At 73.7% G+C, this 25,907-nt stretch carries 15 protein-coding genes, 1 tRNA gene and 2 pseudogenes; 13 read left to right on the top strand and 5 right to left on the bottom strand.

Translation table 11 applies throughout. The annotated features are described in order from the left end of the window. Positions 1-147: 147 nt before the first annotated feature. Entirely contained in the window at positions 148-1,653 is a 1,506-nt protein-coding gene (locus MMF93_RS16075; protein ID WP_242752087.1) for a PP2C family protein-serine/threonine phosphatase, read from the bottom strand. A 749-nt stretch (positions 1,654-2,402) separates the two neighbouring features. Here MMF93_RS16075 and MMF93_RS16070 point away from each other — a divergent pair. Both MMF93_RS16070 and MMF93_RS16065 read left to right on the top strand, forming a co-directional pair. Next, positions 2,403-3,128: a bifunctional DNA primase/polymerase gene (locus tag MMF93_RS16070; protein ID WP_242752085.1), complete on the top strand. Its 726-nt coding sequence runs from the start codon at positions 2,403-2,405 to the stop codon at positions 3,126-3,128. 417 nt (positions 3,129-3,545) lie between these two features. Further along, the gene (locus MMF93_RS16065) at positions 3,546-4,196 is read left to right on the top strand and encodes a hypothetical protein (protein ID WP_242752083.1); all 651 of its coding nucleotides are present in this window, start codon (positions 3,546-3,548) and stop codon (positions 4,194-4,196) included. A 271-nt stretch (positions 4,197-4,467) separates the two neighbouring features. On the opposite strand, the gene MMF93_RS16060 is transcribed toward MMF93_RS16065, so the two are convergent. The 3 genes and pseudogenes from MMF93_RS16060 to MMF93_RS16050 all read right to left on the bottom strand — a co-directional run bounded on the left by MMF93_RS16060 (position 4,468) and on the right by MMF93_RS16050 (position 7,802). Further along, positions 4,468-5,457, bottom strand: coding sequence for a DUF5926 family protein (locus MMF93_RS16060; protein WP_242752081.1), 990 nt, complete (start codon positions 5,455-5,457; stop codon positions 4,468-4,470). 764 nt (positions 5,458-6,221) lie between these two features. Next, positions 6,222-6,771 (bottom strand): annotated as a pseudogene (locus tag MMF93_RS16055) (ATP-binding protein); the annotation flags it as partial. Between the two features lie 71 nt (positions 6,772-6,842). Continuing rightward, positions 6,843-7,802, bottom strand: a complete 960-nt coding sequence (locus tag MMF93_RS16050; RefSeq protein ID WP_274709467.1) for a glycerophosphodiester phosphodiesterase family protein — start codon at positions 7,800-7,802, stop codon at positions 6,843-6,845. 852 nt (positions 7,803-8,654) lie between these two features. On the opposite strand from MMF93_RS16050, the gene MMF93_RS16045 reads away from it, so the two are divergent. The 11 genes and pseudogenes from MMF93_RS16045 to MMF93_RS15995 all read left to right on the top strand — a co-directional run bounded on the left by MMF93_RS16045 (position 8,655) and on the right by MMF93_RS15995 (position 20,618). Next, entirely contained in the window at positions 8,655-10,568 is a 1,914-nt protein-coding gene (locus MMF93_RS16045) for a S1C family serine protease (protein WP_242752079.1), read from the top strand. Between the two features lie 45 nt (positions 10,569-10,613). Then, positions 10,614-10,700 (top strand) — tRNA-Ser (locus tag MMF93_RS16040). Positions 10,701-11,255: 555 nt separating this feature from the next. Then, positions 11,256-11,537: a hypothetical protein gene (locus tag MMF93_RS16035; protein WP_114016697.1), complete on the top strand. Its 282-nt coding sequence runs from the start codon at positions 11,256-11,258 to the stop codon at positions 11,535-11,537. 146 nt (positions 11,538-11,683) lie between these two features. After that, positions 11,684-12,820, top strand: coding sequence for an acyl-CoA dehydrogenase family protein (locus tag MMF93_RS16030; RefSeq protein WP_242752077.1), 1,137 nt, complete (start codon positions 11,684-11,686; stop codon positions 12,818-12,820). Then, positions 12,817-13,857, top strand: a complete 1,041-nt coding sequence (locus tag MMF93_RS16025; protein WP_242752075.1) for a bifunctional MaoC family dehydratase N-terminal/OB-fold nucleic acid binding domain-containing protein — start codon at positions 12,817-12,819, stop codon at positions 13,855-13,857. The genes MMF93_RS16030 and MMF93_RS16025 overlap by 4 nt, the downstream gene beginning before the upstream one ends. Then, positions 13,857-15,005 (top strand): acyl-CoA dehydrogenase family protein, encoded by a 1,149-nt coding sequence (locus MMF93_RS16020; protein WP_242752073.1) that lies wholly within the window; start codon positions 13,857-13,859, stop codon positions 15,003-15,005. The genes MMF93_RS16025 and MMF93_RS16020 overlap by 1 nt, the downstream gene beginning before the upstream one ends. Further along, positions 15,002-15,496 (top strand): MaoC family dehydratase, encoded by a 495-nt coding sequence (locus tag MMF93_RS16015; protein ID WP_274709466.1) that lies wholly within the window; start codon positions 15,002-15,004, stop codon positions 15,494-15,496. Before MMF93_RS16020 ends, MMF93_RS16015 begins: the two co-directional genes overlap by 4 nt. Beyond that, positions 15,493-16,653 (top strand): lipid-transfer protein, encoded by a 1,161-nt coding sequence (locus tag MMF93_RS16010; protein ID WP_242752069.1) that lies wholly within the window; start codon positions 15,493-15,495, stop codon positions 16,651-16,653. The genes MMF93_RS16015 and MMF93_RS16010 overlap by 4 nt, the downstream gene beginning before the upstream one ends. An 88-nt stretch (positions 16,654-16,741) precedes the next feature. After that, positions 16,742-17,887 carry a DUF1906 domain-containing protein gene (locus MMF93_RS16005; RefSeq protein ID WP_242752061.1) on the top strand — a complete coding sequence of 382 codons (1,146 nt, stop codon included), beginning with the start codon at positions 16,742-16,744 and terminating at the stop codon, positions 17,885-17,887. Positions 17,888-18,057: 170 nt separating this feature from the next. Next, positions 18,058-18,624, top strand: a pseudogene (locus MMF93_RS16000) (SigE family RNA polymerase sigma factor); the annotation flags it as partial. 338 nt (positions 18,625-18,962) lie between these two features. Further along, positions 18,963-20,618, top strand: coding sequence for a long-chain fatty acid--CoA ligase (locus tag MMF93_RS15995; RefSeq protein WP_242752059.1), 1,656 nt, complete (start codon positions 18,963-18,965; stop codon positions 20,616-20,618). A gap of 53 nt (positions 20,619-20,671) precedes the next feature. Here MMF93_RS15995 and MMF93_RS15990 read toward each other — a convergent pair whose 3' ends face one another. After that, positions 20,672-25,660, bottom strand: a complete 4,989-nt coding sequence (locus MMF93_RS15990; RefSeq protein WP_242752057.1) for a PAS domain-containing protein — start codon at positions 25,658-25,660, stop codon at positions 20,672-20,674. Positions 25,661-25,907: the final 247 nt, after the last annotated feature.

Genomic DNA, 25,907 nt, shown 5'->3' with positions numbered 1-25,907 from the left:
CCCCGGCCGCGACGGCGGGCCACGCCGCCCGCGAGGGCCCCCGCGGGCGGGTAAGCGAGGTCTGTGCGGGCGCGCGGTTCCGGTGGGCGGCGAGGTCTGTACGGCGCGGTTCCGGTGGGCGGCGAGGTCTGTGCGGCGCGCGGGCGCTCAGAAGCGGGCGGCCAGCAGGACGACGTCCTCGGGGTGGTCGGGCAGGTCGGCCAGGGGCGCGGGCAGGACGGTGCGCAGCACGTGGTCGACCAGCGCCTCGGGGTCCTCGCGCGTGGCGCGCGGCGCACCGGCGGCGGCCGACCGCAGCCGCGCGAAGGCGCGGTCCATGGACTGGCCCGTGCGGTGCAGCAGCCCGTCGGTGTAGCACAGGAGCGTTTCGCCCTCTCCCAGCACGACCTCGGCGCTGGGCGCCTCCCAGCAGGCCAGCATCCCCAGCGGCGCCGAGACCGCCGTCTCCACCGGCTCGACGCGGCGGGGCCCCACGATCAGGGGCGCGCAGTGCCCGGCCCCGGCGAGCAGCACCTTGCGCGCCGCCGGCTCGGCGTACGCGAACAGGGCTGTCGCCGAGGCGGCAGGCTCGGTCAGCCGCAACAGCAGTTCCAAGTCGGACAGGACGGCGACCGGATCCTCGCCCTCCATCACCGCGTACGCGCGCAGGGAGGCGCGCAGCCGCCCCATGGCGGCCACCGCCGCGGGACCGCTCCCGGTGACGGAGCCGACGGCCAGCCCCACCGCCCGGTCGGGCAGCGCGAGCGCGTCGAACCAGTCGCCGCCGCCTGACGGGCTCGTACGGTGCCGCACCGCGAGCGTGACGCCGGGAAGCCGGGGCAGCGTGCTGGGCAGCAGTTCGGCGCCGAGGGCTGCCGACTTCTCGCGGGTGCGGGCGAGTTCGCTCAGGTGGGCGCAGTGCTCGGTGGCGTATCGCAGGTAGCCGCCCAGCAGCTCCCGCTGGCGCGCGGTGGGCTCGCCCGGCTCGTCGTAGAGCCAGACGGCCGTGCCCAGGCGGGCGCCGGAGCCGGTGGTGAGCGGCACCGTGTAGGTGGCGGAGTAGCCGAGGCGGGCGGCGACCTGCCGGTGGTGCGCGCTCAGGTCGGGTGCGGCGGCGAGGTCGGGGCAGGCGACGCCGGGCTCGTGGTCGGCGTCGGGCGCTCCGGCGGGCGGGGAGGGGGCGGGGACGGTCTCCAGCTCGCCCAGCTCGGCGCGGCCCAGGCCCATGCCGAGGGTCTGTTCGGGTACCGGCCCGTGGGCGGCGCCGGGGTGCGTACCGGGTTCGAGGACGACCAGGCCGCGCGGGGCGCCGAGGAGGGTGCCGCCGGCCCGCAGCGTCTCGCGCAGTGCGGCGTCGAAGTGGTCGGTGCGCGCCAGCCGGGTCGCGAGGTCGAGCAGGCAGGACAGGTCGCAGATCCGTTTGCGGTCCGCCGGCGAGCCGGGGTTCACCTCGGGTGGACGGCCCTGCGGGGAGCGGGGGTCCCCTGGCGGCGGGTCCGTGCCCGGTGAGGCGGAGGTCCGGGGAACTGTGGGAGGGGCGGGGGAGGCGGGCGGTGCGGCTGGTGCGGCCGAGGCCGCGGATTCGGCGGGCTCCGACGAAGCAGGGGACGTCGGGGAATTCGAGGAAACCGCTGGTTCGATTCCAGCCACTTTCGGCAAGTGCGGAGAGGTCATGGGCAGCGACCCGGAAGGTGGAGAAACTGGTCCAATAGCATCGCAAACCCCCATGTCATGTTGCTCCGCTATCAATGCCACTACATGTACACATGCCGTTGGGGCATGTCCAGTACGTGCGCTGCGGTGCCGAGCATGTCCGCAGAGACGATGCCTCTCACGGGGGCAGGCCGTACGGTGGAAAGATTGGCGGAAAATCGCTCGCTTGGCGTGCATACTGCTGTCGACTGAGGCCATTCGGCAGCGCGTTGGCACCGCCGCTGCGGGTACGGAACCCTGTGGGAAGACATGGCGTCCTAGAGGGCAGCGGGCCCCGCCCCGTCCCTCTTCGCCCGATGGCACCAGTCGCGGGATTGCACAGGCAGCACGGACGCGGTACGAGCGGATGCCGGGGTCCCTTCCGGCCGAGGGCCGGGGGAGGTTCGCGGTGCGTGACGAGCAAGTACGAGCAGCACCGGCGCAGGTGGCGGTCCGCGGTATGCACGCGGCGTGCCCGCCGCCTCGCCACGTTCCGCGCCGGGCCCGCAGCACGATGCACTGCCAGACACGCACGATCACCAAGGTTCACGACACGTACTGAGCTGGGAGATCGGTCGGCACGGTCAGTTGGCGTTCGGCAGGCGAGTCGTTCCCGTCGTCCCGCCGGCCCGTCCGTTCGGCCGGTCGCCGTTTGTTCACTGTGTTTGCGTAAACAGGCGTTGTTTGCTTTGTAGGCGTTGTTCGGCGTTCACGGAAAGGAACGAGCGCTCATGCGCGAGATCCTCGGAAGGCGACGCTCCCTCAGGGCCTGGGGACAGCTCCAGGGCCGACGGTTTCGGGCGCGGTCCGGACGGAGTACCCACCGGTCACCGATGCGGAGCACGGCGCTGACAGCGGCCACCGAGTGGCAGTGGCCCATCGTCCCGGGAGCCGCCCTCGCCTCCAGTGGGGGCCGGGGCGAGGCCGCCGTCTGCGCGTGCCGCGATCCGGAGTGCGTGGTGCCGGGGGCACACCCCTTCGACCCCGTGCTGCTGGCGGCCACGACCGATGAGGCCATGGTCGGCTGGTGGTGGAACAACAGGCCCGACGCCCCGGTGATCCTCGCGACCGGCGGCCCGGCGCCGTGCGCGTTGAGCCTGCCGGCGGTCGCCGGGGCGCGCGCCCTGGCGACCTTCGACGCCGCCGGCGTCCGCGTCGGCCCGGTGGTCGCGACGCCCACCCGCTTCTCGGTACTGGTCGAGCCCTACGCGCTCGAAGAGCTGGGCGAACTGCTGTACGCCCAGGACCGGGTGCCCAGCTCCCTGCGGTTCCACGGCGGTGGTGGCTACGTGGCACTGCCCGGCGCCCTTACCGGAGCCGGCAGGGCCCGCTGGGAGCGGGAGCCCGAACCGGGCACGGACGGCCGGCCGTGGCTGCCCCGGATGGAGACACTGCTGGACGTCCTCGTCGAGGAGAGCGCCGCGACCCCGGACACGGGTAGCCGACTGGCGTACTGAGCGCTGGGGCCAGGGCGGGGCCCCGGCATCCGGGGGGCGGGGCCTTCGGGTTCCCGCGCCCGGGGCCCGCGAGCCGCGGGCCGGGCCGGTGGGCCGGGCCGGAGGGCCGGGTCGGTAGACGCGCAGACGCGGGTGGTGCGGTTGTGCGGTTGTGCGGTTAGTGCGGTTAGTGCGACGCACGGTGCTTTGTGCGGTGCGAGGTGTGGTCCGGAGAGCGGAGGCCTCACTCGTACGGGTTGGAGCCGTGGGCAGTTGAGGGGGAAACGGGAGTCTTTGGGGTGTGTACGCCACCTTGACCCCGATATGTTCACCTCACCGGTCGGTCCGGTTCCCGGCCCCGTGCTCACCCGCCCCGCCCCGCTCGTTCCCGCTCCCGTCGCTTCTCGTCGCTCCGCTCTCGTCCAGGTGGGTTCCCTCATGCTCCAGCCGCACCAGCGCGCGTCCAGGCTCCGCGTGGTCACCCTCGCCAGCACCGTCGCGCTCGTCGCCGCGGTACCGCTCGCGGCGGCGGTCGCGGGCCAGGACGCCCGTCTCGCGGCCAAGGCGTTCGAGGCGGCCCAGCCCCGGCACGGGACCGCCGGAGAGCCCGAGCGCGAGGGTGAGCGGCTGACCGTCGGTGAGTCCGAGGACGAGCGCCGGAAGGCTGGTGAGCGAGAGCGCGGCGCCGCCGGTGAGCGAGGAAACGACGAGCGCGAGGCGGCGCGACGGGGAGCGGCCGCCCCGGGGCGGCCTTCGTCCTCCTGTGGGCCGGAAATCGCCTCACCCGAAGGGGTGGAGGCCCGCGCCTGCGTGGTGACCGAGGGCGAGGAGACCTGGGCCCGCGCCTACTACCGGAACACCACCCCGGGCACCTTGCCCGCCCTCCTGACCCTGCGAGGCCCCGAAGGGCGCACGACACAGGTGCGCTGCACGATGGCCGCGGCCGCCGCACCTGGCGTGTGCGAGACGCCACGCGGCGACGGGGAAGAGCACGGCAAGGCCCGAGCGCACGAGGCCTACTCAGCGGTGGCCGAAGTCGTCTCCGCCGACGGGCGACGGCGTCTGCTGCGGGCCGCCAGCGGCAGTTGACATCCGCTTGCCCGGCGGCATCCACGAAGCGGCGGTCCGTCGGCGAGAGAGGGGAAGCCCGGCGGCACAAGAAAAACCCGGTCGCTGGCGACGGGGGATGCACCAGCGACCGGGCTTCTAGAACGGTAACAAGAGATCGGCGGTTAGCAAATTCGATCGCCCCGATTGAGACGCCGATTTACCTGTGAGTAGGGCAAGTTGGACCGCGCGTGTGAGCGGTGTCACGCTCACGGGACCTTCGCAAAGCCCACGCCGAATCTCCCGACTGCCGTCAGTTGAGCGTCACCTGACGGTTGGTGAGACCGCTGCGCGCGCGGCGCTCCTCGGCCGTGAGCGGAGCCGTCACCGCCAGCGCCTCGGCCAGGCGTTCGGCGAACGCCGCGGCGGGCTTCTCGCACTCCTGGGCCGTCATCTCCGAGGGCAGATCCCATACCGGGACCGTCAGCCCGTGTGCCCGGAAGGAGCCCACCAGCCGGGATCCCTCGGCGCCCTGCGGCTCGTCCAGCGACGAGGTACCCGCGGCGTGCAGGCGCGCCAGCGCGTCCAGCAGCTCCTCCTCGGGCCTGGCCATCACCCACCGCAGGTGGTTCTTCCCCGGCGCCTCGCACCAGTAGGCTCCCTCGACCCCCGTCAGCCGGGTGGTGGGCAGGGCCGCGGAGTTGGCGCTCTCCAAAGAGGCGGCGACCTCACCGGCCGGCTCCTCCTCGCCCTCCAGCCAGAACTCGAACCCGGAGTGCACCTCCGGCTCGAACGGCGCGTCGAGGTCCAGCAGATCCTGCAGACGCGGGCCCTGCGGATCGGCGCGGCCCGCGTCGACCGGGGTGCCGGGCTCGGCGGCGAGCGCGCGCTGGAGCGTGTCCGCGAGGTCCCGGCTCAGGTCACCCGAGGCCGTGTCGTTCTGCAGGCCCAGCAGGATCTCACCGCTCTCCCTGTGCAGCGCGGGCCACGCCATCGGCAGCACCGTCGCCAGCGTGACGGCCGTCACGCCCTCGGGAAGCCCTCCCTTGAGCGTCAGACGCGCGGTGGCGGCCGGAACCAGCTCCCGCATGGCGACCCAGTCGGCCTCCCCGGGCAGTCCCTCGAACGGGCGGCGCACCAGCTCCGTCGCGGCCTGGGCGGCTGCCCTGCCGTGGCACGCCTTGTAGCGGCGCCCCGAACCGCAGGGGCACGGCTGGCGGGCCCCCACCACCGGGTAGTTCCCGCTGTCTGCCGCCCCTGTGGCGGCCGGGGCGGCTGTCTGGGGTCGGCGCTTGTTTGCCATGCGAGCGGTTCTCCAGAGGTGCGGTGTTGTGGGCGCCGTGATCCTAGTAGCTGCCGGGCACAGCGCGCTGCCCGCACCGCCCCGCCGCCCCGCACTCGGAGCGGGGGACGACCGTCCGTCCGGTCGCCCTGCGGCCGGAGGGGGCGCCCCGTCCGGAAGGGCTGTGCCTCGTCCGGAGCGCCGGTGCCTTGTCCGGAAGGGTGGGCCCCTCCGAACGGGGAGGGCCGGTGCCTCTGTCCGGGCAGGGCCGGCATGCGTCCGGGCAGGGCCGGCGCGCGTCCGGTAAGGGCCGACGTGCCGCAGGGAGGGCCGGCATGCTCCGTCCGGGAGCAGTGCCGGTGGGCCCGGGAGGCTCAGAGCTCCTCCACCGAGGCGAGGTCGAACTCCTCGCCGGGCTCGCCACCGCCGAGGCCGCCGGATCCCGCACCGAGGCCGCCGAGACTGGCCGCGACCCGTCCGCTGAAGGAGTTGTCCGGCCGCAGCACTGCCCAGACCGTCACCGCGGGCTCCCCGTCCGCCGGATTGCCGGGCGTGATGCCGTCCGGGACGCCGGGCGTGGTGCCGGGCGTGATGCCGTCCGGCACGTACGGGCCGCGCGTACCGGTGCCGGAGGAGCCTCCGGAGGACGTACGGGCACGGGAGGTGCGGCCGCGGCGTGCGCTCCGGCCGTGCGCCGTGTCGGCGGAAGCGGTGTCGTCGGAAGCGGTGTCCTCGGGAGCGGTGCGCGGGGGCCCGAACCTGCTCCGCTGGGGTCTGTCCGGGTGTTCGGACCGCACCCCCCAGTCCCGGGCGAGGGCGGTGATGATGGCCAGCCCTCTGCCGCCGCGTGCGGTGACGGAGGGCTTGGCCGGAAGTGGACGGGTCGGCCCGCCACCGTCCGTGACCGCGATGGTCACCTCGCCGCCCGCGTCCCTGCACCACGACGCCCTGACCGTCGCGGCGTCGGCCGCCGTCCCCCCTGGGCCTGACTCGGGCCCGTCACCCCCATGGGCACCGCCCGCTCCGTGCGTCACCGACGACCCCTCGTACAGCGGCCGCGCGTGGCGGCACGCGTTGCTGAGGAGCTCGGAAAGAATCAGAATCGCATCATCGACGACCGTGTCGGGAGCGCCGCACGCGAGGAGTTCCTCGCGCATCCTGCGCCGTGCGAGCCGCACACCCGACGGACCATGGGGCACGGCCATGGTCGACGAAGTAGGCACTTCCTGTGCCACCACCAACGCCACCCCCGAGACCTCCTTTGCCCCACGCCATCGGGATGAATGCCCCAGCCGAGTGCGGCGGAAACCGGCCACTCCCCTTCTCTTGACGCACTCGCGCGACTGCAATAAGCACCGAATGCGCCGGTGCACTCCTGGGTCCGAGTGCGGTGCGCTCCCGGACCGTCAGTACGGTCCGCCGCTGAGCTGGGCACGGACCTGCTGCGGCCGGTTGGTGATGATCGCGTCGACCCCGAGCCGCACGCACAACTCGACGTCCTCGGGCTCGTCCACCGTCCACACGTGGACCTGGTTGCCCGCGCGGTGGGCACGTTCGACGTACTCCGGATGCGAGCGCAGCAGGCGGATGCCGGGGCCCGCGATGCGCACTCCGTTCGGCAGCCGCCCGTCGCGGTGGCGGGGCAGCAGGAACTGGGTCAGGAACACCGTCGGCAGGTGGGGCGCCGCGGCGCGCACGCGCTGGAGGGAGCGCGCGGAGAAGCTCATCACCCGCACGGGGGTGTTCGGGCGGTGGCGGTCCAGCAGTTCGAGCAGGCGCGCTTCGACCTGCCCGGCCCAGCGGGTCGGATGCTTGGTCTCGATCGCCAGTTCCACCGGGCGCGGCGCCTCGGCCACCAGGTCGAGCAGCCGGTCCAGGGTGAGAACGGAGGTCCGCTCGGGATCGGCGCGGGAGCCGGCCGCGCCGGTCGCGCCCGCCGCGCGGGCGGTGTCGGCCGCGCCGTCCGGGTGGGCGGTGTCGGCCGCGCCGGCTGCTCCGGTTGGGTAAGCCGTGTCGGTCGCGTCGGTGACGTCGGTGTCGAGGGCGGTGTCGGGGGATTCGTACGGGTCGGCGTGCCGTCCCTTCCAGGAGCCGAAGTCGAGCGCCGCCAGGTCCGCGAGCTCCAGCGCCGAGACCGCGCCGCGCCCGTTGGAGGTGCGGTTGATCCGCCGGTCGTGGACGCAGACGAGGTGGCCGTCGGCGGTCAGCCGTACGTCGCACTCCAGTCCGTCCGCGCCCTCTTCGATGGCGCGGCGGTAGGCGGCCAGGGTGTGCTCGGGTGCCTCCATGGAGGCACCGCGGTGGGCGATGACGGACGGCGGGCGGGAGAGACGGCGGCGCGACCCGGCGGCGAACTCGTTGCTCACGCGGTCATCGTCCCACCGGAGCAGGCGTGCACGCCGCGCAGGGCGCTGCGCATGATTCCGCCGCGCGGGGTGCTGCGTGCGGTCCCGCCGCGGAAGGCGCGCTGTGTACGGTGCCGCCGCGGGACGCTCCGGCACGCACCCTCCCGGCCGCCCTGGTCCCTCGGGGGCTCCCGGCCTGTCCGGCCCTCTGACGTCCTCGGTACTCCGACGGCCTCAGCCTTCTGGCCTCCTCGGAGCTCGGGCCTGACCGGTCCTCCGGCCTCCTCCGGGCTCGGGCCTGACCGGCCCTCCGGTTTCCTCGGCCCTCCGGCCCCCTCTGACCTCCGGTCTGTTCGGGCCTGCGGCGTCCTCGGACCTCCGGCTGTCCGGGCCACCGGCCGCCCGGACCTTCGGCCGCCCGGACCTTCGGCCGCCGTTCCGGACTCCTGGTCGCCTCCCCGGACACCACGCCGACTCACCGGGGAATTCGTCCGCACCCGAAGACCCGCCTCCGAAGACCCGACCCCCGGGATCCGACCCCCGGAGATCCGGCTTTCCCCGGATCTCCGGAAGGCGGTGTGGGAGGAGCGCGCCTACGCTGGGTCCCGTGACAGCGGAGCACGTGCGTGCGAATCACTGGGGCGTGTGGGTGACGAGCAGTCGGCGGCGCCCTGACGCCGGTTCACCCGTGCCGGTCTCCCACCACCCGGGGAGGGAAGTGTGTCCGTGTTGACCCGATGTAAAGACGGAAGTGCGGAGGCTCAGCGTTGGCTTACGTCGGCCTGACGTGTGATGGGAAAAGCTGTCCATGGATACCCGCATACGTGAACGCATCCGTCCCTGCGATGTCGTGTACCTGATGAGGAGTGAGCTGTGAGCACCGAGAACGACGGCGCTGCCGTGACGCCTGCGGCGGGGGCGGGTCCCACGCCTCCGGCGCCGGCCCAGGCCCCGTCCGCCGGCGCCCCGACGAGCCGCGAGGACGGCGACTTCTCGCTGCCCTCCCCTGACTCTTCCGTCACCGCCGCTCCGGACGTCGCTTCCGCCGACACCCCGTCCGGCACCTCGCCCGGCGCACCCCCGGAGGCCGAAGGCCGTACGCAGCACGGCACCTCCGTCCAGGACACAGTCGCCCGTCCGGCCGAGGCCCCGGCGTCGATGTCGGCACCGGCGTCCACGGACACCCTGGTGCAGTCACCGCAGGACGGCTCATACGATGCGCCCGCGCCCGTGGACGCGCCCGTTCCCGCAGCGGGAACCGAGGCGATGAGCCCCGCCCCGGCCGCCCCGCCGCGGCAACCCTCGCCGCCGCCCGCCGCTCCGCCCGTCGCCGGACCAGCGGCTGCCTCCGGTACCGCCGCGACGTCCGGCGGCCCCGGCATGAGCGCGTCAGAGCCCGGCGGGGCCGAGCGCCCTTACCAGCCGGAGGGGTCGACAGGGCCCGGCGAGTCGGGTGGTTACGGAGCCGCGGGAGACGGCGGCTCGGGACAGGCGGGCGGCTGGGGTCACGGCAGCACGGGTCACCCGACCCCGCCGCCCCCGCCGCCGTACGGTGGCGGCCCTGGCGGTCCCGTGGGTCCGGGCGGTTCCGGCGGTGGCGGGATGCCTCCGCACGACCCGTGGGCGATGCCGCCGGGCTCAGGACCCGGCGGCCCGGAGCCCGGCGGCAAGAAGCGCCGCAACGGCCTGATCGTCGGTGTGGTGGTCGCCGCGCTCGTCGCCGGCGGCATCGGCGGGGGGATCGGCTTCTGGGCGGCCGACCGCTCGGACGGCGGCAGCACCACCATCAGCTCCTCCGCCGACCCCGAGAAGCTCAACCGTTCGCCCAAGTCGGTCGCGGGGATAGCCGCCAAGGCGCTGCCGAGCGTGGTGACCATCCGTTCGTCCGGCGGTGGTGAGGAGGGCACGGGTACGGGCTTCGTCTTCGACAAGGAAGGCCACATCCTCACCAACAACCACGTGGTGGCCAACGCAACGCAGGGCGGCAAGCTGACCGCGACGTTCTCCGACGGCAAGAAGTACGACGCCCACGTCGTCGGCAACGCGCAGGGGTACGACATCGCCGTCCTCAAGCTGAGCGGCGTCGGTGACCGGAAGCTGGATCCGCTGCCGGTGGCCAACTCGGGCGAGGTGGCCGTCGGGGATGCCACCATCGCGATCGGTGCTCCCTTCGGGCTGTCGGGCACGGTCACCACGGGCATCGTCAGTGCGAAGAACCGTCCGGTCGCCTCCAGTGACGGTCAGGGCAGCCAGGCGTCGTACATGAACGCGCTTCAGACGGACGCCTCCATCAACCCCGGCAACTCCGGTGGCCCCCTGCTGAACTCGCAGGGCGCGGTCATCGGCGTCAACTCCGCCATCCAGTCGGGCGGCGGCGGTGGCGGCATGGAGGGCGGGGGGCAGGCCGGCAGCGTGGGTCTGGGTTTCGCCATCCCGTCCAACCAGGCGAAGCGCGTGGCCGAACAGCTCATCGACACCGGCGAACCCGTCTACCCGATGATCGGCGCCACGGTGCAGCTGGGCGGCGAGGGCAAGGGCGCCACCATCTCGCGCGACGGGGAGAACGGCAGCGAGCCCGTCACCCCGAACGGCCCCGCCGACAAGGCGGGCCTCAAGCCCGGCGACGTCATCACCAAGCTGGACGACACGGTGATCGACAGCGGCCCCACTCTGATCGGCACGATCTGGTCCCACAAGCCGGGCGAAAAGGTCGAGGTCACCTACGAGCGCGACGGCAAGGAGCACACCGTCGAGCTGACCCTCGGCTCCCGCAAGGGCGACAAGTGACCACGCGCTAGGCTGTCCCCCGCACCGCCTGTACCGGCGGTGCGGGGAGGCGTGCCCGAGCGGCCGAAGGGAGCGGTCTTGAAAACCGTAGAGGTGGCGACACCTCCGTGGGTTCAAATCCCACCGCCTCCGCAGTCCGGGAAGCCGTCGCCTCAGTAGAGGCCCGGTTCACCGAAGGGGCACCACCGCGCGGTGGTGCCCCTTCGCCGTGTGCGGGCCGCGACAGCGGAGCCGTGTGGAGACACCAGACAGAGGATGTCTCGGTTTCGCGCGCAGGGGGGCTCCGACGAGCGAGGAGGCCTGTGGCCCCGGGGAGCTCGTTGCTGGGGAAAGGGCGGGAGAACAGCCCTGCGGGGCGTAGCGGTGCGCATTCCGAGACCCGGCGGGACACGTATCGGAGACGTGAGCGGGGGCGCGAGCGGCCGTGTGTGCGCGGAGAGGTGAGCGCGGGGGAGCACGGGGTGGAAGGCCGGGGTCGGGGGCGTACGGGGGGTTTATCGACACGTCGTCATACTTGCGGGGGAAACCACCCGTCAGTAGGGGTTCACGCCGAGTGCGCTGGGCAACTCTGGATCCGCGACGTCGTACAGCCAGACCGCCTCGCAGTCGGCCAACTGCAGGCGGCGCAAAGGCACTTACGGTGCAGAGCGCTCTCGTGGCGCACTCACGGTTCCTGGAGGATTGAACATGGCACGCATCCGTACCGCCCGCGTCATCGCGGCCGCCGCCGCCCTTCCGTTCGCCGTCGCCGTCATGTCCGGCGTGGCGTACGCGGACAACGGCTCTCTCGCGGACGACGGATCGAATTCCAACGCGAGCTCCAGCTCGCAGGTGCAGGGCGCCGTGGGCGACGGCAACAACACCAACAACGCCAACAACGCCACCGTCAACGGCAACGGTGCGGACGTGGACCAGACCAACGTGACGCACAACGAGACCACCACCGTCGTCTTCCACAACCTGTGGTGACCGGCTGAGCGCCCTGCCGGCCTGACGGGCCGGGCGTTCATGGGGATGGGCTGAGGCCGCGCGCCCGCGAATCCGTTCGCGGGCGCGCGGTCGTGTGCGCGGACGGACGGTTGACAGCGTGCGCGTTTCTGACGGACAGTCAGGAAATGCGACTCGCCCCGACCGCTCGCCAACGCGCCCTCCGTGCCGAGTTGCGCGCCTACTTCCGCGCGTTACGCCCGCCGGACGGCAGCGAGGCCCCGCAGCGCGCACTGCTGCGCCGGATCGGGGCCGACGGGCTGCTCGGCCTCGGCTGGCCCGTCGAGTACGGCGGCCAGGGGCGGGGCCCGGACGAACAGTTCGTCTTCTTCGACGAGGCCTACCGCGCGGGGGCGCCCGTCTCGATGGTCACCCTCAACACCGTCGGCCCGACGCTGATGAAGTACGGCACCGCGGAGCAGAAAGCGTTCTTCCTGCCCGGCATCCTCAGCGGCGAACTCGTCTTCGCCATCGGCTACACGGAGCCGGAGGCGGGCACGGACCTCGCCTCACTGCGCACCCGCGCGGTGCGCACCCCCGACGGCGGCTGGCGCGTCGACGGCGCGAAGACGTTCACCAGCAACGCCCAGCAGGCCGACTGGATCTGGCTGGCCTGCCGCACGAATCCCGGCGCGCCCAAGCACAAGGGCATCTCGATCCTCCTCGTGCCCACCGACGCACCCGGGTTCTCGTGGACGCCCATCGAGACGGTCGGCGGGCTGACGACCACGGCGACCTACTACGACGACGTACGGCTGCCCGACGGCGCCCTGGTCGGCGAGGAGAACAGCGGCTGGGGCCTGATCACCAACCAGCTCAACCACGAACGGGTGGCGCTCGCCGCGCTCGGCATGCAGGCCGAGGACCACTACCACGCCGTGCTCGCGCACGTACGCGAGACCGGCCTGATCGGCGAACCCTGGGTGCGGGCGCGGCTCGCGGAGGCGCATGCCCGCCTCGCGGCGACCCGCTTGCTCAACTGGCGGCTCGTCCAGGACGTCGGCGCGGGGACGCTCACCCCCGGTGACGCCAGCGGGGTGAAGGTCGCGGGCACGGAGAGCACCGTCGCGGTCCACGCGCTGTGCCAGGAGGTGCTGGGCGAGGCCGGGACGGTGCGCGCCGGCTCGCCGGGCGCGTTCGCGGACGGCGAGGTCGAACGGATGAACAGAGCCGCGCAGATCAACACCTTCGGCGGCGGGGTGAGCGAGGTCCAGCGGGAGATCGTCGCGACGATGCGGCTCGGGATGGTCAGGAGGCGGCGATGAGCGGCACAGACGGGCCCACGCCACGGTCCGTGTCCGAGCCCCCGCCCGGGCCCGCGTCGGGGGACGCGTCCGGGCCCGGTTCCGCAGTGGAGGCGCGGCACGCTTCCCCCAAGGACCATGACGCGCTCTGCGACCTGCTGCGCGGCTACGAGGGACGTCCTGCCGGAGCCCCGGTGCGTGGCCGCGACGCCGTGAACGCCCCGATGATCCGGCACTGGTGCGAGGCGCTGGGCCACCCGGTGCCGCCCGACGGTTCCGCGCCGGCGACGATGCTCCAGGTCTGGACGATGGCCGGGCTCGCGGCGCGTGAGGACCGCACGGGGGCGTACGACGCGTTGCTGGGCGCGCTGGACGACGCCGGCTTCACCTCCGTGGTCGCGACCGACTGCGAACAGGAGTACGCGCAGCCGTTGCGCCCCGGGGACGAGGTCACGTGCGACACGCTGATCGAGTCGGTCTCACCGCGCAAGACGACCAAGCTGGGAACCGGCTATTTCGTGACGACCCGCATGGACGTACGCGTCGACGGGGCGACGGCGGGCACCCACCGCTTCCGCATCCTCAAGTACCGCCCGGCAACGTCTCCTTCAGCCACGTCTCGCGCGGCGGCGGCCTCTTCGGGAACGCCCCGCCGTCCGCGGCCCGTCGTCAACCGGGACAACGCCGGCTTCTGGGAGGGCGTGGCCGCGCACAGGCTGCTCTTCCAGCGCTGCGACGCCTGCGCGGCACCGCGCTTCCCGTGGCTGCCCGGCTGCAACGCCTGCGGGTCGCCGCGGTGGTCGGCGGTCGAGTCGGCCGGGCGCGGCACCGTCTACTCGTACGTCGTCATGCACCACCCGCCCTTCCCGGCGTTCGACCCGCCGTACGCGGTGGTGCTCGTGGAGCTGGCCGAGGGGTTCCGGATCGTCAGCAACCTCGTCGGCGTCCCCTGCGACGAGGTGCGCATCGGGATGCCGGTCGAGCTGGAGTTCCTGCGGGTGGACGACGCGCTCGAACTGCCCGTCTTCCGGCCGGCACCCCAGCAGGCGGCCACCTGATGGACTTCACGCCCACGGAGGAGCAGACGGCGGCACGCGACCTGGCGGCCGGCATCCTCGACGACCTGTCCACGCACGAGCGCCTCACCGCGCTCGGCACCGGCACCGATCCCGTGGTGTGGAAGACGCTGTGCGGCGCGGGCCTGCTCGCCGCGGCAGAGGAGGTCGGCCTGGTGGGCCTGGCACTCGTCCTGGAGGAGCAGGGCAGGCGCACGGCACAGATCCCGCTGGCGGCCACCTGCGCGTTCGGACTGCTGCCTGTCGCGGCGTACGGCACGGACGAACAGCGTGCCCGCCTGCTGCCCGGACTGCGGGACGGCACCGTGGTGGCGACCGGCGCGCTTCCCTCTTTCACCCGGGCCCCGTCCGCGGGGGCCTCGTGCGCGCCGGCCGGGCGGAGGGCGGAAGAAAATCCCGCGCCGCGGGTCGACGAGAACGGGCGGCTGTGGGGGGTGGTGCCGGTCGTTCCCTGGTTGCGGGCGGCCACCCACGTGCTGGTGCCCGTACGGCAGGCCTCCGGCGGCGCGCCGCGCCTCTTTCTCGTACCGAAGGACCAGCGAGCGGCCGAAGTCGCAGCGGTCGAGACGACGGCACCGTGGGCGGCGGGACGCCTGGAGTTGTCCGGGGCCCGGGGGGAGCCGCTCGAGGGCGGTCCGGGCGTCCGGCACGGTGGCGTGTACGAGGGGACGCTCGGGGCCGCCCGTACGGTCTTCGCGGCGGTCCAGGCTGGCGTGTGCGCCGGGTCCCTGGCGCACGTGGTGGCCCACACGTCGCAGCGCGAACAGTTCGGCCGTCCCCTGTCGACCAACCAGGCGGTGCAACTGCGCGCCGCCGACGCGCACCTGGACATCGAGGCGATCCGCGTCACCTGCCTGGAGGCGGCGTGGCGGTACGACGCAGGTCTGCCCGCGCACACGCATGCGCTGACCGCCGCGTGGTGGGCCGCCGAGGCGGGCCGCAGGGTCGTCCACACGGGGCAGCACCTGCACGGTGGCGTCGGAGCGGACGTCACCCACCCCGTGCACCGGCACTTCCTGTGGGGCCGCCAACTGGACGCCTTTTTGGGCTCCCCGGGGGCGCTGCTGGCCGCGCTCGGAGAGGCGCTGGCGGTGCCCGCCAGGGACGCCGAATGGAGGGAGGAGAAGTGAACCCTCGCGAGGGCGAACCGCTGCCGCCGCTGGAGATACCCGTGACGCGCACACTCATCGTCTCCGGCGCGCTGGCCTCACGCGACTTCCAGGACGTCCACCACGACGCCGAGGCCGCCAGGGAGAAGGGCTCTCCCGACATCTTCATGAACATCCTGACCACGAACGGTCTGGTGGGCCGCTACGTCACCGGCTGGGCAGGCCCGCACGCAGTCCTGCGCAAGGTCGCCATCCGGCTGGGCGTCCCGGCCTATCCGGGCGACACCCTCGCACTGTCCGGACGTGTCACCGCCGTCACCCCTCCGGCACCGGACGCTCCCGGCGCGGAGTCGGTCACCGTCGAGGTCGCCGTACGGGGAGCAGGCCGGCTCGGCAACCACGTCACCGGCACGGTCACCGTCACCCTCCGCACGGCGGCCGACCAGGAGGGCACCTCCCCTGCCGACCGGAAGGGCGTCTCTCCCGCCGACCGGAAGGGGGCTTCCTCATGAGCCTGCACGCGGCCGACACGCTCGGTGGACGAGCGGCCGTCGTCGGCATCGGCGCGACCCCGTTCACCAAGGACTCGGGAAGCAGCGAACTCGCCCTCGCCGTCGAGGCGGTGCGCGCCGCGCTGGACGACGCGGGGCTGACTCCGGGCGACGTCGACGGCATGGTCACCTTCACGATGGACACCAGCCCGGAGATCACCGTCGCACAGGCGGCCGGTATCGGAGAGCTGTCGTTCTTCTCACGGGTGCACTACGGCGGGGGCGCCGCGTGCGCCACGGTTCAGCAGGCGGCGCTCGCGGTCGCCTGCGGGCTGGCCGAGACGGTGGTGTGCTACCGGGCGTTCAACGAGCGCTCCGGGCGGCGTTTCGGCGCCGGTGTGCAGCAGCGTGAACCCTCGGCCGAAGGGGCGGCGCTGGGCTGGTCGCTGCCCTTCGGGCTGCTGACACCCGCCTCCTGGGTCGCCATGGCGGCGCAGCGCTATCTGCACACCTACGGACTCACTCCGGAGGCATTCGGGCACGTCGCCGTGGTGGACCGCAAGTACGCCGCCACCAACCCCGCCGCCTACTTCCACGGCAAGCCCCTCACCCTGGCGCAGCACGCCGCCTCGCGCTGGATCGTCGAGCCGCTGCGGCTGCTGGACTGCTGCCAGGAGACGGACGGCGGACAGGCCCTGGTGGTCACCTCGCCGGAACGGGCGCGCGGGCTGCGGCACCGTCCCGCACTGGTCGCGGCGGCGGCCCAGGGGGCGGGTCGCGGGCAGGAACAGATGACCGGTTTCTACCGTGACGAGCTGACCGGGCTCCCCGAGATGGGCGTCGTGGCGCGCCAGCTGTGGCGCACCAGCGGGCTGAGCCCCGCCGAGATGGATGTGGCGGTGCTCTACGACCACTTCACCCCGTTCGTGCTCATGCAGCTGGAGGAGTTCGGCTTCTGCGGGCGCGGGGAGGGTGCCGCGTTCGTCGCCGAGGAAGTGCTGCCCCTCAACACGCACGGCGGCCAACTGGGCGAGGCCTATCTGCACGGCATGAACGGCATCGCCGAGGCCGTGCGGCAGCTCCGTGGGACATCCGTCAACCAGGTTGACGGATGTGCACGGGTGCTGGTGACGGCGGGCACGGGCGTCCCCACCTCCGGGCTGGTGCTGACCCGGTAGGTGGCGGGACGGACCCAGACGGCTGAATCCCCGCAGCCGGTGGGCGCGCCTGTGCGGCTCGCCGCGGCGGGACTCGTTCACTCGCCCCATGGCGACGACAAATCCGATGATGCGACGAGTGGCTCTCCTTTCGGCCGGGCTCGCCGCCGCACTGACCAGCGGCGTGCTCCCGGCCGCCGGTGCGGAGCCCGTCCCGGCCCCCTCCAACGCCACCGCGACCCGGCGACCCGTGTCCCCGCCCCCCGACCCCGGTGGCGCACCCCCCGGCTCCGAGGCACCCACCGCGCCACCCGGTACGGAGGAAACCCCCGCGCCGCCTGGTACGGAGGGAACCCCCGCGCCGCCCGGTACGGAGGGGACCGCCGTGCCGCCCGTGGACCCTGCCGACCCCCGGACGGCGCTGACCGACCCCGGCGCGCCCGACGCTCCCGCCGACCCGAACGCGCCGGGCGCCCCCGGCGTACCGGCCGACCAGCCGTCGCTGGTGACGGGCGATCCGCGCGACTTCGGGGCGCAGATCTTCAAGGGGGACGCCTTCGACACCTGCCAGGCACCGTCCGCCGCCACCATGCGCGCGTGGAAGGGGCCCTCCCCGTTCGGGGCCGTCGGCGTCTACATCGGCGGACGCGGCCGCGCCTGCCCGAAACAGAAGCATCTGAGCGCCGAGTGGGTCACCGAGGTCGACAAGCAGGGCTGGAAACTGCTGCCCGTCTACGTCGGTTCCCAGGCGCCCTGCGTGATCGCGAAGAACAAGCAGAAGTTCCGCATGGACACCAAGGACCCCTACGGGCTGGGCCGGCAGGAGGGGCAGGACGCGGTGCGCAGTGCGCAGCAGCTCGGCATGGCCAAGAACAGCGCCCTCTACCTCGACATGGAGGCCTACCGCTACAAGAAGAAGAGCTGTGCCAACACCACCCTGCGCTTCATCCAGGGCTGGAACAGCGCGGTACGCGCACAGGGGTACGTCGCCGGCTTCTACAGCAGCGCCAACTACGGCATCGCGCACCTGGAGAAGGCCCGCGCAGCGGGGGCGCGCGGGCTGCCCACGGCCGTCTGGTTCGCGCGGTGGCACGTGCCCGCCTCCCTCGACAAGGAGCGCAATCTGAACCCGAAGGCGTGGCAGCCGCACCGTCGTATCCACCAGCACACGGGCAACGTGAAGCGCACGTACGGAGGGCACACGGTGACCGTGGACCACAACCTGGTGGACGCGCCCGTCGCCGTCGTCGGATGAGGGGACGGCACCCGGGTGCGGGGGCGCCCCCGAGGCGCCCCTGATCCCGTCGGCGGACGCTCTCCACCTTCAGGAGGTGTAGATACCACCACCCCTACACCCTGAGGCGGACGCGGCTTCGGGACCTTGGGGCGATCCGGGGAGGGCGGGCTGCTCCTAGCGTGGATGCCATGACCACGCCTGGGACAGTTCGGACTCCCCGGACCACCTCCACGACGCACGCGGGGTCCCCTGCGATGCCGCCAGGCTCCGGGGGATCACCACTCACCTTCACCTCGTACGTGCGGGCCCGCGGCCCGGTGCTGCTGCGCACCGCCCGGTCCCTGACGGCCAACCCCAGCGACGCCGAGGACTTGCTCCAGACGGCGCTCGCCAAGACCTACCTGGCCTGGGACCGGATAGCCGACCATCGTGCGCTGGACGGCTACGTCCGCAGGGCGCTGGTCAACACGCGCACCTCCCAGTGGCGCAGGCGCAAGGTGGACGAGTTCTCCTGCGACGAGCTGCCCGAGCCCGATCCGCTGCCCCAGCCCGACCCGGCCGAACAGCAGGCCGTACGGGACGCGATGTGGCGGGCCGTGCTCAAGCTGCCGGCGCGGCAGCGCGCCATGGTGGTGCTGCGCTACTACGAGGACCTGAGCGAGATACGGACGGCCGAGGTGCTCGGCGTCTCCGTCGGCACGGTCAAGAGCGCCGTCTCCCGGGCCCTGGCCAAGCTGAGGGAGGACCCGCAGCTGGTGGCGGACATCCGGGCGGAGAGCCATGCGGAACGCCCGGAACGCCCGGAGCGCTCCGAATGCCCCGAACGCCCGGAACGCGGGAAGCCCGCGGAGGCGCGCGGCGAGGCGGAGGTGGCGCACGCAGGTGTGCCGCGCGCCCGCGGGCCGCACCTGCTGCCGGACGGCGCGCTCGGAGAGGCACCCCTGGCAGCCTGAGCAGCGCGACCCCGTGACATACCGCCCGGTCGGTGGCAGGCTTCCGCGGAACCAGCGCATTACTCGCACGTAAGCGCCCTCGGCCCGTCGTGCGTGCCGTGCGCTCGCTCCGCGTAACCGCCGTACCTCGGGAGGCCCCGGTGCTGAGCACGATGCAGGACGACGTACCGCTGACCATCTCGCGCATCCTGCGCCACGGAACGACCGTCCACGGTGACGCGCGGATCACCACCTGGACCGGTGACGCGGAACCGCACCGCACGACCTTCCGCGCGACCGGCGAGCGCGCCGCGCAGCTCGCGCACGCCCTGCGGGACGAGCTGGGCGTCCGCCCCGCAGACCGGGTCGCGACGCTCATGTGGAACAACAGCGCCCACGTGGAGGCCTACTTCGCCATCCCCTCCATGGCCGCGGTGCTGCACACCCTCAACCTGCGCCTGCCCCCCGAGCAGCTGGTCTTCATCGCCAACCACGCGGCCGACCGCGTCATCCTGGTCAACGGCACCCTGCTGCCCCTGCTCGCACCGCTGCTCCCCCAGCTGGAGACGGTGGAACACCTGGTCGTCGTCGGGCCGGGCGACACGTCCGTACTGGAGGGCTGCGCGCCCCGCGTGCACGACTACGAGCAGCTGCTGGCCGGACGCCCCACCAGCTACGACTGGCCCGACATCGACGAGCGCACGGCGGCCGCCATGTGCTACACGTCGGGAACGACCGGTGACCCCAAGGGCGTCGTCTACTCCCACCGCTCGGTCTACCTGCACTCCATGCAGGTCAACATGGCCGATTCCATGGGCCTGACCACCGCGGACACCACGCTGCCTGTGGTGCCCATGTTCCACGTGAACGCCTGGGGCCTGCCGCACGCCGTCTTCATGACCGGGGTCGGCCTGCTGCTGCCCGACCGGTTCCTGCAACCCGGGCCGATCGCCGAGATGATCGCGGCCGAGCGGCCCACGCACGCCGCGGCGGTGCCCGTCATCTGGCAGGGCCTGCTGGGCGAGCTGGCCGCCACGCCCCGCGACATCTCCTCCCTCAAGACGGTCACCATCGGCGGCTCCGCCTGTCCGCCCAGCATGATGCGGGCGTTCGAGGAGCTGCACGGCGTACGCGTCATTCACGCCTGGGGCATGACCGAGACCTCACCGCTCGGCAGCCTGGCCCACCCGCCCGGCGGTCTCAGCCCGGAGGACGAGTGGCCCTACCGGGTCACCCAGGGCCGGTTCCCCGCGGGCGTGGAGGCCCGGCTGGCCGCGCCCGGCGGCGGGTTCGCGCCCTGGGACGGCGCGTCGCCCGGTGAGCTGGAGGTGCGCGGCCCGTGGATCGCCGACGCCTACTTCGGGGGCGTCGACGAACCGCCGCTGCGCCCCGCGGAGAAGTTCAGCCCCGACGGCTGGCTGCGCACCGGCGATGTCGGCGTCATCAGCCCGGACGGCTACCTGACCCTCACCGACCGCGCCAAGGACGTCATCAAGTCCGGCGGCGAGTGGATCTCCTCCGTCGACCTGGAGAACGCGCTGATGGCGCACGAGGCTCTTCTCGAGGCCGCCGTCGTCGCCGTCACCGACGAGAAGTGGGGCGAACGCCCGCTGGCCGCTGTCGTCTTCAAGGAGGGCACCGAACCCGTCCCGTACGAGCGGCTGCGCGCCTTCCTCGGGGAGACGGTCGCCCGCTGGCAGCTCCCCGAACGCTGGGTCACCCTCCCGTCCGTACCGAAGACGAGCGTCGGCAAGTTCGACAAGAAGGTGCTGCGCGGACAGTACGCGGCGGGGGAGCTGGAAGTGACCACCCTCTGAGCCCGGCCCTCCGGGTGTGCGCGGCCGGCCCCGCACACCTGGAGGGCGTCCGCTCAGTTCGCGCCGATCTTCGTCAGCAGGTCGACGATCCGCGCCTGCACCTCCGCGTTGGTGGAACGCTCCGCCAGGAACAGCACCGTCTCACCTGAGGCCAGCCCCGGCAGCTCACTCGGGTCGAGGTCGGCCGAGGTGTAGACGACGAACGGGGTGCGGTTCAGCATCCCGTTCACCCGCAGCCAGTCGATGATGCCCGCACGACGGCGCCGCACCTGCATCAGATCCATCACCACGAGGTTCGGACGCACCTGCGCCGCGATGTTGACCGCCTCCGAGTCCGTCGGGGCGTGCGCGACCCGCATCCCGCGCCGCTCCAGCGTCGCCGCGAACGCCGCCGCGATGGCCTGCCGCTCCTCGACCAGCAGCACCCGGGGCGGATGCTGCTCGCTGTCCCGCGGGGAGAGCGCCTTGAGCAGCACCGCGGGATCGGCGCCGAACGCCGCCTCCCGCGTCGCCTGTCCCAACCCGGCCGTCACCAGCACCGGAACCTCGGCCGCCACCGCAGCCGTACGCAGGGACTGCAACGCCGTCCTGGTGATCGGACCCGTCAGCGGATCGACGAACAGCGCCGCCGGGTAGGCCGCTATCTGCGCGTCCACCTCCTCGCGCGAGCGCACGAGAACCGGACGGTATCCCCGGTCGGAGAGCGCCTGCTGCGTGGAGACGTCCGGCTCCGGCCAGACCAGCAGCCGCCGCGGATTGTCCAACGGCTCGGGCGGCAACTCGTCGTCCATGGCCTGCGGCGCGCCTCCGGGACCACGGCCGTCCGTCACCGCGACGGGACTGTCAGGACCGTCCAACGGCTCAGGACCCTCCGCCACGTCCTCGCCGCCCGCGCGACGGTGCGGCTCGTACGCGCCCGGCAGCGGCCCGGGAAGAGACGACGGCTGCGGCTGCTGCTGAGGCTGGGGCAGCGGCTGGTGCTGCGCCGCGGCGCCCGCCTGCGGCGGCGTGGGAGCGGGCGCGGAGTCCGCGACCTGGCCCGGCCCGGTGGCCTGCGGCTGCGGGCCCGGGACCTGCGGTGGCGCACCGGTGCTCGGGGCGGTCGAGTGCTGCCCGGCCTCCGCGGGGAGCGGTCCGCCCCCGGCGGCCGTCCACGGGGTGCCCTGCTCGGGACCCGCGGCTCCCGGCCCGGGCGTCCAGGCCTCGGGCGGGGCGGGGTGGGCGGCGGGCTGCGGCTGCCCCGCCTCCGACGGCTCCGACCCCGACGGCTCCAACCCCGACGGCACAGGCCCCGGCTGGGCGGGCCCACCGTGCGAGCGTTCCTGCGGGGTGGCCAGTTTCCGGCGGCGACCCGAGCCGGGCGGGGGCGCGGGGGTGGAAGGGGTGGACGGTATGGCCGAGGAAGCCGACGGTGCCGAGGCCTGCGGGCCCGGCCACTGCTGCGCCGCCTGCTCGGCCATGCGTTCGGTGAACGGCACGCCCTGGCCCAGCGTCCGCACGCGCGGCCCGTGATCCACGTCCCTGTACCCACCGGGCCGCGTCCCGTGCGTCTCCTGCGTCTCCTGCGGCGGCTGGGACGGCTGGGGCTGCTGGGGAGGCGGGCCGCCACCCAGGATCGGGCTGGCGGCGACCACCGAGTGCTCAGGCCGCTGGGCCCGACCCGCCTCCTGGGCGCCCTCGGAGTCCGCGGAGTCCGTGTCGTCCTCGGCGTGCCCCGCGGCGGCGCCCGTCGGCTCCTCAGCAGCCTGCTGCCCGCCGGTGCCCAGCGCCTGCTGCCCGGCGGCGTCCAGCGCCTGCTGCCCCGCGGAGTCCGACGCGGTGGGCTGCGGTGCGGTGGCCTCCGGAGCAAGGGGCGCCGTCGTCAGTGCGGAAGCCTCAGCAGAGGAAACGGAGGCGTCCGGAGTGGGGGCGGGTGGAAGCGCGAACGGGGCATGTCGTGGCCCCTGCTGTGCCTCGGCCTCCGCCTGCGCCCGCGCGCGAGCCGCGGCGATGCGCCGCGCCCTGCGCCCGCCACCGGCAGCCGACAGTTCGCCCGCCTCGGACCCGTGCGCCACCTCTTCGCCGGCGAACTCGTCCGCTTCGCCGGCGAACTCGTCTGCGACGCTCGTGGTGGGCGGCGGGACCTGCCCCGGATGCGGGGCCTCTTCCCTGCCTGCGGAGGCCGGGGCGGCCGCCCCCTCGGCGGGCTCGGCCAGTGCGCGCCGGGCGCGCCGCCCCCTGCTCTGGGCGGGTACGGGCGGCAGCGCGAGGGGGCCCGCGGCGTCGCGGGCAGCCGCGCCCTCGGTACCGGCGGCGGACTGGTCGGGCAGTTGTTCGTCCGGACTCGGCCGGCCGCGCCGCCGCCCCGTGGGCCGGGGCACGCTTGGCGCGGCGTCGTTGTGCGGACCCTCGAACGGCCCCTCGAAGGGACCTTCCTGCGCGGGAACGCGCGCCCCGGGGATCCCAGGGGCACCGAGGGTCTCAGGGGCACCCGGTGCAGCGACGGAAACGGCCCTCGGGTCGGCCGCGGCGCCTGCCCCGGCGGACGCGTTCGGGCCGGTCTGTGTTCCCGTATCGACCGACGCGTTCGGGTCAGTCGGCGCACTCGGTTCGGCCGCGACCCCGGCACCCGTTCCGGAGCCCCAGCCAGGTGGGGTGGCGGCTTCCGGGCCGGAGTGCGGATCGCCCGGCGCACCGGGCCCCGAGGCGGGGACGCCCGACGGGCCAGGCTGCGGCTCGCGCCCCGGCACCCGGACCGGACTCAACTCGGACTGCGCGCTTGCACCGACGCGGTCGTGCGCGGACGGGCCGCCGAGCGCCGGCAGGCCGTCCCCGGGCGCCGACGGGCCGTCACCGGGCATCGGGCCGTCACCGGGCATCGGGCCGTCACCGGGCATCGGTGGACCGCCGCCTGGCGGTGTGGACGGCCCGGGCCCCAGTTCGAGGCTCTGGCGTGGATCGGGGACATGGCCGCCCGTGTTCGCGACCTGGCGCGGATCGCGTACCGGCTCCAGGGCGGCTGCCGGAGCCCGGCCACCCTGCTGCTCCCTGCCCGTACGGGCGTCCCCCGCGGCGTCCGGAGCGGGGCCGTCGGCCGCCGGGCCCGGGAAGCGCGACGGCTGCGGCGGCTGCTGGTGGCCGCCTGGCGCGCCGTCCGGGTGCTGATGCGTCGCCGGACCGCTCTGGCCGCGCCCCTCGGGCCCGTCGCGTCCCTCGGGCCCGTCGCGTCCCTCGGGCCCTTCGGGCCCGTCCGTTCCGCGCATCCGCGCGACTGGCATGGGCATGACCGTCGTTTCGCCGTGTTCGCTGCCCTGCACGACGCGGGGCACCCCGAAACCGCCCTCACCGCCACCGGCGGCGGCCTGTTCCTGGAGGCGTGGGCCCCCTCGGGCGTGACTGCCGCCCCGGCCGGCACCGGCGGTACTGTCCGATCCCCCCGAGCCGGTCGCACCGACCGCACCGTCCGCGCTCCTGCCCGCGGTACTCGTACTCCCCGTACCGTCCGTCCCGTTCGCGCCGCCGCCGTCGCGGCGGGCGCGGGCGCCGGAGGGGCGCGCCGTGTTGCCGACGGCCTTGACCGGGACCTCCAGCACGTACGCGCTGCCGCCCGACGAGCCGGGCACCTCGTGCGTCTGCAGCACGCCGCCGTGCTGCGTGACGATGCCGCGCACCAGCGGCTCGTGCACCGGACTCCCGCCGCCGTACGGGCCGCGCACCTCGATGCGGACGACCTCGCCGCGCTGGGCCGCCGCGACCACGATCGTCGGGTCGGCGCCGGGCGGCGGCGCGGACTGCGCACGCCCCGTCGCGTCCACCCCGGCCACGTCCGCGACCAGGTGCGCCAGCGCGACAGCGAGGCGCTCGGGATCGACCTCTGCCTCGATCGGCGGCGCGTGCACGGCGAACTGGGCGCGCCCGGGCCCGATCAGCTCGATGGCGCCCTCGACCCCCGCGGAAACGACGGCGTCCATGGGCACCGGCTCGGTCCTCAGCCGTTCCTGCCCCGCGTCCAGCCGCTGGTAGCCCAGGACGTTGTCGACGAGCGTGGTCATCCGGGCATAGCCGGCGGAAAGGTGGTGAAGGATCTGGTTCGCCTCGGGCCACAGCTGCGCCGCCGGATCGGACGTCAGGGACGCCAGCTCCTCGCGCAACTGTTCCAGCGGTCCGCGCAGCGACTCCTCCAGAACGGCGCGCAACTGCTTCTGACGCGCGGTGACCGCGTCGTACGGACGGCGGTCCGCGAACGTCAGCACCGCACCGACCAGCTGATCGCCGTCCCGTACCGGAGCCGTCGTCATATCGACCGCCACCGCGTGGCCGTTCTTCGCCCACAGCACCTGCCCCGCCCGCACCCGGTGCTTGCGGCCCGAGCGCAGGGTGTCGGCCAGCGGGGTCTCCTCGAACGGCAGTGGCGCCCCGTCCGGACGGGAGTGGTGCACCAGCGGGTGCAGCTCCTGACCGCCCAGATCGCTGGCGCGGTAACCGAGCATGTGCGCGGCCGCGGGGTTGACGAGAACCACGCGGCCCGCCGTGTCCACCCCCACGACGCCCTCGGAGGCGGCGCGCAGGATCATCTCGGTCTGCCGCTGCTGGCGCGCCAGTTCCGCCTCGGTGTCCAGGGTGCCCGTCAGGTCCCGCACGACGAGCATCAGCAACTCGTCGCCCGTGTACCCGGCGCCTCTCGGATGGTCGGCGAACGCCGCGTCGATCGCGGAGGCGTAGGGCGTCCGTCCGTCCTCAAGGTTCGCGCTGGTCACCTCGACCGGAAACTCGGTGCCGTCCGTGCGCCGCGCGACCATCCGGGTCGGCTTCTGGCGGCCTTGCGCCTGTTCGGCCTCGTCGGGGCGGCGCATCGAGCCCGGAATGCGCTTCGAGTCGAACTCGGGCAACAGGTCGAGCAGTCCGCGCCCCACGAGCGCCGTCCCCGGCGTCTCGAAGGCCTCCAGCGCGATGGCGTTGGCGTTCACCACCGTGCCGTTGCAGTTCACCAGGAGCAGCGCGTCGGGCAGGGCGTCGAGTATGGCGGCGAGGCGAGCAGCGCCTCGGGATGGCCTGCTGCTCACGGCGACAATTCCCTCCTGCTGACCTCACGTGCTCGTGACCTTCCGCCCGTTTCTTCCCTGTTGGTCCGGTCAGGTCACGGCTGCCAGTCTGCCGTTCGCCCCGGGCGTGTCACTAGGGGGGAGTCTACGGGCCGCGGTGATGAGCGCGGCGGCGGATGCACGGGACCCACCCGTGTCCCGCACAAGCACCGGCCGCGAAGGCCCCACGGCGGACCCGCCCGCAACCGCCGAAACGGCGGGCTGTGGA

The sequence above is a fragment of the Streptomyces tubbatahanensis genome, from assembly GCF_022699385.1.
Classification (GTDB): domain Bacteria; phylum Actinomycetota; class Actinomycetes; order Streptomycetales; family Streptomycetaceae; genus Streptomyces; species Streptomyces diacarni.
The sequence above is the reverse complement of the archived record's forward strand: the minus strand, read 5'-3'. Positions and strand labels throughout refer to the sequence as shown.